The following is a 15,511-nucleotide window of genomic DNA, read 5'->3' on the forward strand; positions in this document are numbered from 1 at the left end:
ATACTTAACCACACACCACTAAACTTTAATAAAATATTATATAATATTCATGAGGTGATCTTTGTGAATATTTTTAGCAAATTGAATAAGCTAATCGACTTAACTGAAAATGAAAAAACATTGGTTAGCTATATGCAAGACAATCCTGAAATCTTTGTAAAAATGAGTGCTCTTGAAATTAGTGAAGCTTGCTTTATTTCAACCTCAACTATTTATAGACTATGCCAAAAACTAGATTTATCAGGTCTATCAGAATTGAAAGTGCAAGTATCTGCATCTATTAATGAGTATTTAAAAGAAAATAGTTCAATAGATTATAACTATCCATTTAACCAAAATGAAACACAAAACCAAATTGTACTTAAAATGAAAGAATTATATGAACAAACACTAGTTTCTTCATTAAATTTAATAGATCTTGAACAATTAAGATTAATTTCTAATGTTTTAAAAAACGCCAAGCACATTGATTTTTATACATCTGCTGGAAATATTTATTTTGCAGATAACTTTAAGTTTCAAATGCAGGAAATTGGAACCTTTATTAATGTTCCAATTGAAGAGTATCATCAACTTTTAACTGCATCAACCAGTGATAAAACTCATGTTGCAATAATAGTTTCCTTTGAAGGTAGAGGAGTAATAATAGAAAAAATAGCTAATATATTAAAAACAAATAAAACACCTATTATTTTAATTTCTTCTACAAATGAAAATCCTATTACCAAATATGCAAATTATCACTTGTATTTGAGTTCAAATGAAAATCACTTTAATAAAATTTCATCTTTTTCAACAAGATTATCTTTATTATATGTTTTAGATTGTATATACACATGTTATTTTAAATTTGACTATGATAAAAATGTAAGCTATAAACTTAATGCATATAAACAATTATCTGAAAAGTAAGTGTAAATTTTATACTTACAACAATGCATTGATATTTCAATATTATATAACCTAATAACTGATTTCATATTTATCCTTATAGTGTATTTTTCATAGAATACTCTGTTGTAATAGGAAAAAGGGATATTGCAAGCTTCATATTGCTTGTAATATCCCTTTTCTTAATTATGCCAACGCAATGTATAGCAAACTATTTTCTGAAAAATTAAAAAATTAATCATCACTTTCGATTAACAATCCATATACCAATACAGGCTAAAGTCAAAGCTACCAAGTTTTTAATTTCAAATATTGACTCTCCAAGTAAAAAAGCAGATAATATTGCACCAAATATAGGTGTCAAAAAGTTATACATAGTTATATTTCCTACTTTATTATATTTATATAGGGTAGACCATATCACTAATGCCACTGATGATATAAGTGCCATATATAATAGTAATATTCCTGATTCTGCAGATATAATAGGTAGATTTCCACCAGCTGATTTTCCTATTATTATAAGCATTAAACTCCCCAATATAAGTTGCCACCCTGTTATAACAAAAACATCGTTAGTCTTTACTAAATTTTTATTATATATACTTCCAATCGATCCCATTAATGCTGAAAAAATTAGAAGTCCATCCCCCATTAAGTTGAATGAGCTACCTATTGTTCCTATTTCAAAGTTAAGTACTATAATTGATAGAAAACCAATAATACAACCTATAATCTTTTTTCTTGATAGCTTGTCGTCCATATAAATAAAGTGAACAAGAAAAATATTTATAAACGAACCTAAAGATCCAAGTATAGAGCTCTTTACCCCTGTGGTATTAGTCATACCTATATAAAGAAATACATATTGCATCAAAGTATATATAGCCCCTAATAACGTAATCTTTTTGAAATCTCCTATAGATTTAGGCATTATACTCTTCCCCATTAACTTCTGTATAACAATTAAAATTATCCCAGCTATTAAAAATCTATATCCTGCGAATATTAATTTTAAAAAGCTCTCATCTGAACCTATCCCAAATACGTCATACCCAAGTTTAATTGCTGGATATGCACTTCCCCACAAAAACGTACATAAAATTGCTAATAAAATTATATATTTTCTGTTTGTAAATATTTTTTCTATATCTAATTTAATCATCTTTAGCTAAATCAACTCCTGTCTTCATATATCATTCCTATGTTTCTGTAACTTATAGTTAATGAGCATTTTTCATCTACTAACTAAAATAAAAAGCACTACTTATAACTTTTATATATCATAAGCAGTGCTATTTCTATTCGACAATTCATTATCTAATAGTCAAAATAATCTTTTCTATACTTAGTATAAATGACAAGCAACGGAATGATTTCTTCCTATTTCTTTTAGCTTCGGTTTTTCATTTAAACATTTATCCATGCATTTTGTGCACCTAGAACAAAACACACAACCTGCTTGTATATCTAAAGGGCTTGGCGGCTCCCCTTTTATGCCTTCTATCTCACTATTATTTCCCATTTTAATAGAAAAAACTGAATCCAATAATGCTTTAGTATATGGATGGATAGCATCAGTAACAAGCTTATCACTATCAATTACTTCAACAATTTGTCCAAGATACATTACTATAATTCTATGACTTATATTTCTAACTACTGCCAAATCATGGCCAATAAAAATATAAGACAAATTCCTCTCTTTTTGCAAATTCATAAGAAGCTCAATCACTTGTTCCTGTATAGAAACATCTAAAGCAGATGTAGCTTCATCACATATTATAATTTCAGGATTTAGGGATATTGCTCTGGCTATTGCAACTCTTTGCTTTTGCCCACCACTTAGCTGATGAGAATATCTTTTCGTAAAATCCTCAGTTATGCCAACCATTTTAAGTAATTTTTTTGTTTCTGCTTTAGCCTCATGTTTATTCATAAGATTAAAGTTTAGCAGTGGTTCACTTACAATATCTCCAATTTTCATACGAGGATTGAATGACTCAACAGGGTCTTGAAATACCATCTGGAATTTCTTTCGATTTTGTCTAAGCTCTTCGCCCTTTAAATTAGTAATATCCTTACCATTATAAATTATGTTACCTGAAGTCACAGTTTCTAATTGAGTAAGAATTTTTGCTATAGTACTTTTACCACATCCACTTTCACCAACAATCCCTAAACATTCACCTGGAAATAATTTAAAACTTACATTATCAACTGCAGTTAATGTTCTGCCATCTTGTAAATTAAACTTCTTTGTAAGATTCTTTACCTTAAGTATTGCTTCTTTCTTTTTCCTCAATATTGTATCCTCCTAGTTCAGGCACTGCTGCTAATAGACTTCTAGTATATTCACTTCGTGGACTATTTATAACCTGATCTTTAATCCCCCACTCAACTAATTCACCCTGTCGCATTACTCCAATCTTATCACACATATAAGACGCTACCCCCATATTATGAGTAACTATTATTATGCTTGTATTAAAATTTTCTCTAAGCTCCATCATTTCTCTAACAACCTGTGCTTGAATAGTTACATCAAGGGAACTTGTAGGCTCATCAGCTAGGAGAAGTTCTGGTTCCATTGTCATTGCCATTGCTATAGCAACTCTTTGCTTCATCCCACCACTAAGCTCAAAAGGATATGAATTCATTATACGCTCTGCATCAGGCAACCTCATTTTTCTAAGCATATCAACAGCTTTATCATGTGCATCAAGCTTAGAAATATTAAAGTGACTCCTTATAGTTTCAATAAATTGATCTCCAATCTTTAATATAGGCGTTAATGACCTCCCTGCATCTTGAAATATCATTGCTATCCTATTGCCTCGAATCTCTCTCCACTCTTTCTTAGAATATTCAAGAAGATTTCTATCCTTAAAAATAATATCTCCAGAAGAAATACTACTTCCAATAGGGGGTATACCTAGTATTGAACGCAGAAGTGTTGACTTTCCACTTCCGCTTTCACCTACTATCCCAACTATCTCTTTATGTTTAATTGACATGCTTACATTTTTAACTATAGAAGCTTGCTTCCCATAGTTTATACATAAATTATTTATATCTAGAATTTTTTCACTTATCATTTTAAGTCTACTTTATTATCCAACATATAGAAGTCAATTGGATAAACATCCATTCCACTAACTGTATTTTTGCTTACTCTATTACTCATTGGTGTAACTAAGAATAAACCAGCATTATCATCAATTAGAATCTGTTGCACTTTTGTAGCTATATCATATCTTTTTTCAGTATCATATTCATTTTTATATTGATCTATTAGGGCATCCACATTTGCATTGCTGTATTTCCCAAAGTTTGTATTTCCACCTGTTTTAAAATATAACTCTAAGAATGACTGAGGATCTCCTGTAGTTGCTGTATTTACATTGTATAAGCAAAGATCAAATTCTCCGCTTTTTAATACTGGATTTACTGTTTCATAAGATTTTAAGCTAGCATCTATACCAATTTCTTTAAGCTGCGCTTGCATTGCTTCCCCGATTACAGGAATCTCTGCACGTGTTGGGAATACAGCAATACTTAAAGATAACTTCTTACCATCTTTTTCTACTATTCCATCACCGTCAGTATCTTTATATCCTGCATCACTTAATATTTTAGTAGCTTCAGCTTTATTATACTTATATCCTGTAAGATTCTTATCTCCAAAAGGCAATGATCCTGGGAAAGGTCCAGTTGCAGGTACAGCAGTACCCTTTAGTAACGTATTTGCATAAGATTCTCTATCTACTCCTAAAGCAATAGCCTTACGAACTGCTGGATCTTTTAGGAATTCGTTTTTGAAATTAAAATATGACATCACTATTCTAAGACTAGTAGTTGTACTTATTGCATATTTAGACTTATCTTCAAATAGAGATAAATTATTAATTGACACATTGTTAGCTACATCTATCTCACCTGATTGTAGTGCCATTGAACGTGTATTGTCGTCTTTAATATACTTGAAAGTCGCCTGATTTATTAGTGCTTTTCCATCCCAATAATCCTCAAATCTTTCTACTACTACCTCAGCACCATCAGCATATGACTTAATTTTAAATGGACCTGTCCCCACTGGATTTTTAGCTATAGTCTCCTCAGCCACACTAGTATCTATTATTGAATTTATAGGATCTGCAAGATTTCCAAGTAGTGTTGTATGGGGTGCTTTAGTAGTTATAGTAAGCTCCTGCCCATCTGCTGTTATAGAATTAACATTTAACATTTCTTGTGTTCTAGGATTTGCTTTTAATGCTCTTTCCATGGATGACTTTACAGCACTTGCTGTAAGTGGATTACCGTTTTGAAACTTAACACCTTCTCTAACATGAAACTGCCAAGTTAAATCATCAACCTTTTTCCATGAATCAGAAAGCATAGGTACTATCTCCATATTTTTATCAAACTTCACTAAAGTTTCACCTATACCATACATTGAAACATACCAACCATTCCACTCAAGAGCAGGATCTAGATTGGTTTGATATAGATTTAATCCAACTACAATGTTTTTTGGTTCATTATTTACAGAATTGTTTTTTGTACAAGCAACAAGGCTGGTAAACAACATAATTACTAAACTTAAAATCGCTACTTTATTCTTCATTTGCTAATCTTCTCCTTAATATTGTTTATTGGGATCTAATATATCTCTGATGATTTCTCCAAGTAAATTAAATATAGTTACAGTTATGAACATTGCAACCCCTGGATATACCATAAGCCAAGGGGCAGTTTGTATGTAGGTTCTACCTTCATTAATCATATATCCCCATTCTGGAGTAGGTGGCTGAGCCCCAAGACCTAAAAATGAAAGGGATGAAATCTCGAGTAGCATGCTTCCTATATCCATTGTAGCCATTACAATAAGGGCTGAGATAATATTAGGGAACACATACCTCAAAATTATCTGATACTCCTTAGCTCCTCCCATTTTTGCAGCTTTAATATAATCTTTTCTTTTTACAGACATGGCCAATCCACGACTTAAGCGTGCATATTTAGGCCAATGTACTACAGCTAAGGCTATAACAGTATTTATTGAACTAGGCCCAAGTACTCCTGCAACTGCAATAGCAAAAATAATCCCAGGAAATGCAAGGAAAATATCACAAAATCTCATTACTATTGTGTCAACAATTCCTCCCCAATACCCTGCTAGTGTTCCTAATGCTGTTCCAATTATAAATACTGTTATAACTAAACTAAACGTCATTTTTAAAGAATTCAATGCACCATACAAAATTCTAGAAAACAAATCCCTTCCTAATTGATCTGTACCTAGTGAAAATATAGCATTTGGCCCCCTAAGTGAATTCGTCATATCTGTTTTAAGAGGATCATGGGGCGCTATATATGGTGAAAGTATGCCTATTGTAACTAAAGCAAATGCTAACATACAAATAACTACGAATGATTTATTTTTTCTTATAGCTAAGATTGTACTTTCCAAATTAAGCCCCCTTTTCTAGCCTCATACGTGGATCTAAAATATAATATGAAATATCGACTAACATATTAATCAACATATAAATAATAGTCATCCATACAACATAGCCTTGTATTAGTGGATAATCTCTAGTAAATATAGCCTCTATAGCTAATTTCCCCACTCCTGGCCATGAAAATATGGTTTCTATAATAACCGCACCTCCAAGTAGCACCCCAAAGGATAATCCCAATTGAGTTATAATTGGTGATAAAGTTGTCCTTAGAACATGCCTTAACAATACAGATCTATCTCTAACTCCTCTAGCTCTTGCACCAATTACATAATCTTGAGATATCTCTTCAAGTATGTATACCCTTACCTGCCGCACATATCTGGAAGCCATTAAAATAGTCATAGATGCTGAAGGCAATATAATACTTGTCCAATTTGTGCTTCCCATCACTGGAAGCAGTTTAAACTTCAGAGCAAATATGTACATTAAAATTATTGCTATCCAAGGTGCTGGAAGTGATATTCCAAGAAACGATATCCCTCTTATTACGTTATCTAATAACCTATTTCTATAGAGAGCTGATAGTATTCCAAGAGGAAGTGCTACAATCACTGTCATTAACATTGTTAATCCCGCAAGCTTAAAGGTTGCAGGTAAAGCTCCTAATATCAAATCTAATACCGGCTTACTATATTTATAGGAAATTCCAAAATCGCCACTAAACACACTTGCTAGCCAATTCAAATACTGAACGAAAAATGGCTTATTTAATCCCAATCCTTCTCTAACTTGCTGTATAAGCTCCTGTGAAGGTGTATTTCCAGTAGCACTAAGCATTAATTCTGCTGGATCACCTGGCGAAAGATATGTGAGCGCAAATGTTAAAAATGTTATTCCGAATAAAACAGGTATAACATATATTAATCTGTGTATTATGTACTTTCTCAATTTCTTTTCATCACCCTCTCTATTTATCATCAGAATTCTTTTTTAATATTTATTAAGCATCATTTATTTTTTCTTATAAACAATATAAATCTCTTAGGATTTTCAATGAATTCTACCAGAAATAATGTCGATACTTAGTATTAACTGTAAATGATATTTATTATCAGTTAATTTGTAAAATCATTATATATGAATTTTTATTAAATAGCAATATAATTTATTTTATTTAACCATTACTTGTTCATGATTAGATTTCTTAAACTTGAATCCAATTCAATAGAAATTTAAAAAAATCCCTATTTAGCCCCTTTATCAGCTATGATAGTGCTCTTTTAAAACCCAGAAATTACATTTTTAAAGTATTAAATAACTACCGATTGAATTTTGATCTATAACGAAAGCTGACTTTGATGAATAAAAATAAAGTCAATGTTCTCTTCATTTAGAAACATTGACTTTACTCTTAGATATTATATATGATTATTTTTTATTAACCTGTAACTTATTTAAATAATAAAATAGTATTTACATTAAATCTGGCGATGTACCAGTATATTATGGTTCCATTCCCCAATTTAAATTATCTGATAAATATGTTGTAACCTTATTCCAGTCACCATAAGTAGATGCTGTAGAATTAAATGAATAGTCTCCTACCTGTGTATAATTAGTCCAATCTGTTTTGTTTATTCTAGATTGTATTTCTATACTTTGACCTGCTCCAAGGCTACCAGCTCCATTTCCGAAACTAATCTCTAAATAATTATCTGCACCAGATTTAGCTTCAGGCATTTTAACAAATGTTCCAATTACATTGTTAGCGCCTATTGAAGACCAATCACAAGTAAACTTTTGTTCTTTTTCATTATCACTAGTGTAGTAATAACGTATTTTTACATCTGATAAGTTAATATCTGTATTTCCTGTATTTATTACCTTCAATCTTGGGCTAAGTGTATTTGCTGTACCTGATAAAGAATTATTAAACTCTTGTACTTTAAGATTACCTGATTGTTCTGGCTGACTTGGTTTTACAGAGTCAGACATGTGTATCCCTGCAATATATGCCTTTAATGCAGCCTCACTAGAATTTATTCTCCAATCAGTTTCTTTATCTATACTAAAAGTAACAATTGTATTAATTAAACTATATTTATCTGAATTAATACTATTAAAAGCATCTGTATACCACTCAGCTTTATCCCCCCCTATTTCTGTAGCTGCAAATTCTGATATTGAAATAGGTTTATTTTTTACTTTTACTGCATTGTAAGCTTGTGAAAATATTTCATCAAAAGATTGCCAAGTGCTACCCCAGCTTTGAGTTGTACCCCAGTTATATCCATCCATAGATATAATATCTACATAATCATCACCTGGATAATTACCTAAATAACTAGCACCTTTTCCCACGCTTGAAGCATTAACATTAAAATCCCACTTAACATTACTAGCTCCTACTTCTCTAAATATATCTACAACATGTCTAAATGCAGCTATAAATGTTTCATTTGTATTTACTTTACTGTCTCCTAAAGCCCAGTCATACCAATTACCATTTGACTCATGAAATAATCTTATAATTATATCTTTATTATAAGTTTTAATATCTTGAGCCATTTGTCTTATATATTCATCTTTTAGTCCATTTGCTATATCTAAGTTAGACATACCCCAAGCTTCCCATGTAAGCGACATTTTTGAATTATTTCCATATACCGCATCAAAGTTTGCTTTTATATCAGAAAAGTTAGTTTTCCAATTAATGAACATATTTACTACATCAAGGTGTTTTTGTTGCAAGTTTTCAAAATCCTTTATACCTTGTGTTGTTGGCTGATCAGCAAAAAAAGCTCCATATTTTATCTCCCTAGTACTACTTGCAGATGCCTTTTGTCCATTTCCACATAGAACTAAAGAGCATACTAATATTACACTTAATGCAAGAAATGATTTAGTTTTTCTTTTCAAATTCATTTTATCCCCCCACAATTTTCATATTGTTATCTTCCAAAATAATGTTTATTTAGTTTAATTGTAAGACGCCCAATTATAATATGCCTTTACTGGTGTTACTCCATCGAAATGATTTAACCAAGAATCTACACCAATCCCTGGCCATAAATTCATCATAATTTTTCCTGGATGTTTTGGAATATTAGTAGTTGCTTTATGCACTTCTCTGCCATCAACATACCATGCTATATAATTTGGTTGCCAATTAAACGCATAAGTATGAAATGAATTTGATGCATCATAACCTAAATTATAAAGATATTCATGATTTCCTACACCATTTGTATAATAGTTAAATTGTACCTTTGTGGTGTCTTTTCCTAAGAACTCTATATCTATTTCATCCCATGGAGTATTATCACTAGGACCTGTATAAGTAAAGAATGAAGAAACTACTCCAGTATGCTTTGCAGGTTTCATATTTACCTGATAAAATCCATAACCGTATTTATTATTTGAACGATACTCTCCACCTGCATATGGTACTGATCCACCTTTATTATCCTTAGTTATAGAAAGTTCCATTTGCCCATTTCCATAAAAGTTAACATTACTAGCTCTCCATGTACAATTAAACATGTCACCGTTTGACCATCCATCTGACTTTGACCAATTACTTGTATTGAAATAACTAAAATCTTCTCCCATCTTAGATGTAGTTGCTGCATGAGCATTTGTAGATAATAATGCTACTGATGCAAAAACCCCTAATGTTAATACCGAACAAGCTAAAGTTTTTAATTTTTTCTTTATCATATTTATTCCTCCTAATTTTTATTTGCTTTAAAATTCAACAAACGTTTACAAAGTGATAATTACATAACTAAGCCTATAGTTTTACTAAATATTAGTCACTTTTATCTACCACTTATGTATCTTTATTATATATCCACATCTTATTTCAATATATAGCATAAATTTACTATTTTATAGGAACAAATTACTATATATAATCATATATCCTTACAAATAAATATGACCTTACCCAATTTACAAGAATGGTTAAGGTCATATTTAGTACTTAATAATATTTACTACTTGCCTAAAGAGTATTAGATTCCTATCGTAAAGCATTTATTCAGTAATGGAGATGGAATTCTGATATAGAAAGCTTTAGCCTAAACTAACTACTCTTTATTATCTATGTCATCTTCATTATATTGTAATCATTTACCAATAAAAATAGCACAAATTTACTATTTTATAGGAAATTCTTACTATTTTTCTTATATTTTGCAGGTGTATATCCTGTATGCTTTTTAAAAAGTTTGCTAAAGTATGCTGTTTCTTTATAACCTAATATATCACTAATCTCATATACTTTATAATCATATCTTTTCAACAAAATTTTTGCTCTATCCATTTTAGCCTTAGTCAAATATTCTAAAAAGTTCTCTCCAGTTTGCTGCTTAAATACAGAACAAAAATAGTTTTTACTTATATTCAAATGATTTGAAATAGATGTTAAAGTAATTTCCTCTTCTACATGATTAAGCACATACTCACGTGCCTTCTGAACTACATTATATCCCTGATTTAGTTCATTAAAATGGATAAGTTTATTAGTTCCTAAAATATATTTGTAATTCAATGCTTCCTTTGCATTTAAGTAACTTTTGTATAAGGAATATATATGATTATATACTTTTCCAATGCCTATGTTTATTTCTATTTCAAATTTCTCATTACTTGTTTTAAGAATACTTCTCAATGCATCTGAAAATATATGATCAAAATCTGTTGATTCAATATTTTCTGCTTGTGCAATAATAAATTTCATTCCCAATTCACCATCTATTATTGAAAAGTGTATAACACCATTATTTTTCAACTCTTTTTCAATAATACATACAACACTCTTCTCTAAATAGTCTCCTTTATCATTTCCAATTAATTCTTCACTATTAATAACAATATCATTTATTTCAACAATGGCCACTTGTACCTTATTTTTAATAATAGGAAGGTTATATTTTAAAATATATTCATCCATCTCCATTAAGTTTTTACCTCTTAATAAGTCGTACAAAACCTTCTCTTTAGATATTGTTTTATTAATGTTGAATTCATAATTCTTCTTATCACTTTCAACTAATTTTTTATGCACAGCAACTAATACATTTTCTAGTTTTTCACGATCTAAAGGCTTTAGTATATAATCAAAAGCTCCAAGTCTAAGACCTTCCTGGGCATATGAAAATTCATCATATCCACTTAAAAGTACCACAACAGTATCAAGCTCCATGTTCCTTAGATTTCTTAATAATTCTATTCCGCTAAGCTTATGCATTTTGATATCTGTAATTATAAAATGAATTTTTTGCCTTTTAAGCTGCTCTAAAGCCTCTTCTCCGTCAGTACATACACATTCAACCTTAAATCCATACTCTTCCCATTTAACAGTTTTCTCCAATCCCATTCTAATAATTGGCTCATCATCTACAATCATTACTGAGTACAAACGAATCCCTCCTTTTAAGTAAAACCTTTCTGCTTATATAAACTAATTGTAAATCTTGTATAACTTCCTTGCTCTGATTGAATATCAAGGCCACTGCTTTTGCCATAAAAAAGTTTAATTCTGTCATTTACATTTTTAATACCTAGCCCAAATCTTTTATCTATATTCCCATTAATATGATTTTTCAAAGCTTCTATCGCTGCTCTATTCATCCCTTTTCCATCATCCATTACATTTAAATATAAATAAGTTTCATCTGATTCCATAAATATATTAATATTTCCCTCTTCACTTCTTAGTTTTTCTGAAAGTCCATGCTTAACTGAATTTTCCACTAGAGGCTGAATAATTAATTTTAGAATTTTTAAATCTAAAAACTGCTTGTCTACATTAATATGTAAATTTATATCATACTCATATCTCAAAGTCATTAATGAAATATACTTCTTAATATAGTTTAATTCTTCATTTAATGACACAAAATCATCTTCCCATTTTATGTTATACCTCATCATATCTCCTAAAGAAACCAAAGAATCAGCCACTACATAGTTTTCTTCAATTAAGGCCATTACTCTTATATTTTCAAGAGTATTAAATAGAAAATGTGCATCTATTTGACTCTTTAATGCTTTTAACTCTGTTTCTTTCCCTACAATCTCTTTTTTAATATTTTCTTTTATTAATTCGTCTATTGTTTTCATCATTTCTCGAAAATTATAAGCTAATATACCTATTTCATCTTTACCATATACAGGTATTTTAGCAGATAAATTTCCTGTTCTTACTTCCTTAATTGAATTTATAATTAAATACAATCTCTTTAATATCGTTTTTGTAACAAAATATATAATAATGGATAACAGTATTAGTAATAACAAACTTTGAAATAATAAAGTTCTTTTTGAATCTGCTATACTTTGGTTAATATTGTTTAAAGGTATAACACATACTAAATAATTATTTGCTATTGGTGATTCTTTATATAATAAAGTATAATTTTCCCTTCCTTGTTTATATGATATTTCACCATTACTATCACCTAACTTGTCCTTAATAAATTCTCCAAACTGTTTTTTATCAAAATTTATTTTCTGTAAAAAAGAATTATTTTCATCTGTATTTAACTCTAAACTTTTTGTATTAAAAAGGAATATTTGTCCACTTCCCAGCTTATCTTCATTAAACATATTGGGGAAAAAATCTTTAGATAACATCGTTACTCTTATTATTCCTATATTTTTGTTCTTTACAGATTTAATTTCTTTATTAAGTGAAACAACCAAGTTTCCAGACTTTTCACTTGCTTTTGAATAAATTTTAATATCATTATCATATTTATTTACATTCCAGTATGCAGCACCATCTTTATCTAAAGTTTGTTTGTACCAATTATTATCCTCAACTCTCTCTTTTTTATATATCAATGGCCAAATTTCGTTAACATCTAAGCTGTTAGCAAATATATTTATTTGTTTTACATTTGGATTATTATTTTGTAGGTTCAACAGCCCGCGATATGATATGTTATTAAAACTTATAAGCTCTTTTGTGTCTATGCTTTTCTCTGGATCAATATAGTTTATAACATCTTTATTATTTATAACTGTATCTATTATATTTCTCATAATATAGATGTTTTTTTCAATAGTATCGTATTCAAGATTAAGTTCATAGCTATGCTTATTTACTTCATCTTTTTTTGCATTTGCTTTAAGGGATCTAAATGAATATACAGAAAAAACCATTATGGGAATTGCAATAACTAATATATAAGCAATTATCAATTTTTTCATTAAGCTCTTTTTTATAAATGATCCATTATAACTTTTCATTGAAAACTCCTAATCCTAAAACTACTTAATTTATCTGATATCTAGCATCCGTAACACTCCCAAGTGAGAGATAACGTCTGCACGCTCCTAGACTTGGTGCCCCTTGAGGGTATAAGTTCAACTAAATTCAGCTGGAGTTAAACTCCACCTGAAAAGTTTCACTTTATATTAAGTCTTTTCTTGTTCTCTTCAAATTTTTTCTGTCTATAAGCTTGTATTTTTTCATATCCCTCCCTTTCTCTATAATTCAAGAATTCATCAAATATCTTATCGAATTTATCATCACTATTTGCTAAAAGTAGGCTTTTCAAAGTATTTTTCCACTTACTATTTATTTTAGAATAAGCTATACCTTCCTCAGTATCTCCATATGGAGCTGTGTGATCGTATATAGAAAAATTATAAGTTTTTCCTCTAGTCCAATCTTTTAATATCTTTAGTGGTTCTGGTTCTGGTGCTTCCAATTTCTTTATTAAATTAGTGTCCATAAGCATCCAATATGTTTTTTCTGCTCCATATTTTTCATAAAAGCTTTTTCTATCACTATTTAACAAATCCATTGCTTCTGGTTTAAATTGTTTTTTTCCATCAACATCTTCCCACAAAACACCCTTTTCCCCTAAATATAAATCCTGGTTTCCCTCTTCACTTATCAGATAACTTAAAAATTTTATAGCTCTATCAGGATTCTTACAATCCTTCGATATAAATGTTACAGTCCATCCAGAAATGCTATCAGAAGATAATCTAGGCTCTTGAAGTTTTGAGTTAGCTGGTCCATCAACTGGTATGTAAATCTTATCTTTATCAGCGTTATACAATTCTAATTGCTGTTCAACCATATCAGTTCTTTGATAGAGCATTGCAAAATATCTGCCATTAACAATCTTTTCTGCCATCTGATCTCTTTTATCCCCAAATATATCTTTTGAAAGTAATCCAAGTTCATTGGCTTTCCTTAAAGTTTTTAACCATCTTACATATTCAGGATCAGTTAACCGATCATAAAATTCACTTTCTTTCTCAAAAGGTATTGCTAAAAAATTAGGGAGAATGCTATCTAAAGATAAATTCCCTGAATCATTAAACTCATCTAATCCTAAGGGTATGAGTGGCTGATTATTTACAGTAGGGAATTTCTCCTTTGCTTTTTCTAGTGCACTTAAAAAGCCCTCTGGAGTTCTCATATCTGGTTTTCCTATTGCTTCATATATATCTTTTCTTACTAAAAAGGTTTGATTAGAAGGATTTTCTTCTTTATAATCCTTAGTATCTCTTATAGACAAAGAAAAATTAGGATAACAATATACCTCTCCATCATTTTCTCTATACCACTCCAACTTTTGTTTATCTGTAACCTTGAAAAAATAAGCATCATATTTTTCTGCCAATTTTTCTAAAGGTAAAGCTAATTTTTCTTCTATAATGTTTCGATACTCATCATCCCAAGCATTTATAGTAATAAAATCTGGTAAGCTTTCTCTGTCTATCATGGCATTTAGCTTTTCTGTTCCATTTCCACTAGGAGCTATAAAATTTATACTTACACCAGTTTTTCTTGTAACATAGCTAGATACAGAATTGTTTCCCCACTTAGTTGTAAACCATGGATAATTTACATACCAATCAAAAGTTATTGGTGAAGTATCCGACTTCCATCCTTCTTCGTTCTTTGCACTGTTTTCTTTCTTAATTTCTTCATGACTTCTTTTAAATATATTAACCGAGGCAAATATTATAGAAAACATGATAAAAATAATAATTATTTTTGAAACCCTTCGCTTCTGTGAACACATAAATCATACCTCCTATAGCTTCAGCTCTTATGTATAACGTATACAAAATAGATAATTATTATCTTTACAAACAATCTCATATTTTGATAAATATATACT

The 15,511-nt window shown here is 29.9% G+C and carries 12 protein-coding genes; 1 reads left to right on the forward strand and 11 read right to left on the reverse strand.

All coding sequences use genetic code 11. The features are described from left to right. Nucleotides 1-63: 63 nt before the first annotated feature. Nucleotides 64-912: an SIS domain-containing protein gene (locus H9661_RS07510; protein WP_191768064.1), complete on the forward strand. Its 849-nt coding sequence runs from the start codon at nt 64-66 to the stop codon at nt 910-912. Nucleotides 913-1,132: 220 nt separating this feature from the next. On the opposite strand, the gene H9661_RS07515 is transcribed toward H9661_RS07510, so the two are convergent. The 11 genes from H9661_RS07515 to H9661_RS07565 all read right to left on the reverse strand — a co-directional run bounded on the left by H9661_RS07515 (nt 1,133) and on the right by H9661_RS07565 (nt 15,412). Beyond that, nucleotides 1,133-2,056 (reverse strand): DMT family transporter, encoded by a 924-nt coding sequence (locus H9661_RS07515; protein ID WP_143318053.1) that lies wholly within the window; start codon nt 2,054-2,056, stop codon nt 1,133-1,135. Between the two features lie 183 nt (nt 2,057-2,239). Continuing rightward, complete coding sequence (locus H9661_RS07520) at nt 2,240-3,196, reverse strand: ABC transporter ATP-binding protein (RefSeq protein ID WP_143318052.1); 957 nt, start codon at nt 3,194-3,196, stop codon at nt 2,240-2,242. Beyond that, the gene (locus H9661_RS07525) at nt 3,168-3,989 is read right to left on the reverse strand and encodes an ABC transporter ATP-binding protein (protein WP_191768066.1); all 822 of its coding nucleotides are present in this window, start codon (nt 3,987-3,989) and stop codon (nt 3,168-3,170) included. Before H9661_RS07525 ends, H9661_RS07520 begins: the two co-directional genes overlap by 29 nt. Then, nucleotides 3,986-5,518 (reverse strand): ABC transporter substrate-binding protein, encoded by a 1,533-nt coding sequence (locus tag H9661_RS07530; protein ID WP_191768069.1) that lies wholly within the window; start codon nt 5,516-5,518, stop codon nt 3,986-3,988. The genes H9661_RS07525 and H9661_RS07530 overlap by 4 nt, the downstream gene beginning before the upstream one ends. A 15-nt stretch (nt 5,519-5,533) precedes the next feature. Beyond that, entirely contained in the window at nt 5,534-6,364 is an 831-nt protein-coding gene (gene nikC, locus H9661_RS07535) for a nickel transporter permease (RefSeq protein WP_191768071.1), read from the reverse strand. A gap of 1 nt (nt 6,365) precedes the next feature. After that, complete coding sequence (gene nikB, locus H9661_RS07540) at nt 6,366-7,334, reverse strand: nickel ABC transporter permease (protein WP_185966875.1); 969 nt, start codon at nt 7,332-7,334, stop codon at nt 6,366-6,368. Nucleotides 7,335-7,859: 525 nt separating this feature from the next. Further along, complete coding sequence (locus H9661_RS07545) at nt 7,860-9,281, reverse strand: cellulose binding domain-containing protein (protein ID WP_243240357.1); 1,422 nt, start codon at nt 9,279-9,281, stop codon at nt 7,860-7,862. A gap of 54 nt (nt 9,282-9,335) precedes the next feature. Next, entirely contained in the window at nt 9,336-10,076 is a 741-nt protein-coding gene (bglS, locus tag H9661_RS07550; RefSeq protein WP_143318048.1) for a beta-glucanase, read from the reverse strand. Between the two features lie 445 nt (nt 10,077-10,521). Next, the gene (locus H9661_RS07555; RefSeq protein WP_143318047.1) at nt 10,522-11,781 is read right to left on the reverse strand and encodes a response regulator; all 1,260 of its coding nucleotides are present in this window, start codon (nt 11,779-11,781) and stop codon (nt 10,522-10,524) included. Between the two features lie 14 nt (nt 11,782-11,795). After that, entirely contained in the window at nt 11,796-13,616 is a 1,821-nt protein-coding gene (locus tag H9661_RS07560) for a sensor histidine kinase (protein WP_191768073.1), read from the reverse strand. Between the two features lie 158 nt (nt 13,617-13,774). Next, the gene (locus H9661_RS07565; protein ID WP_143318045.1) at nt 13,775-15,412 is read right to left on the reverse strand and encodes an extracellular solute-binding protein; all 1,638 of its coding nucleotides are present in this window, start codon (nt 15,410-15,412) and stop codon (nt 13,775-13,777) included. Nucleotides 15,413-15,511: the final 99 nt, after the last annotated feature.

Origin of the sequence: Clostridium cibarium (genome assembly GCF_014836335.1) — a bacterium.
GTDB classification, from domain to species: Bacteria; Bacillota; Clostridia; order Clostridiales; family Clostridiaceae; genus Clostridium; species Clostridium cibarium.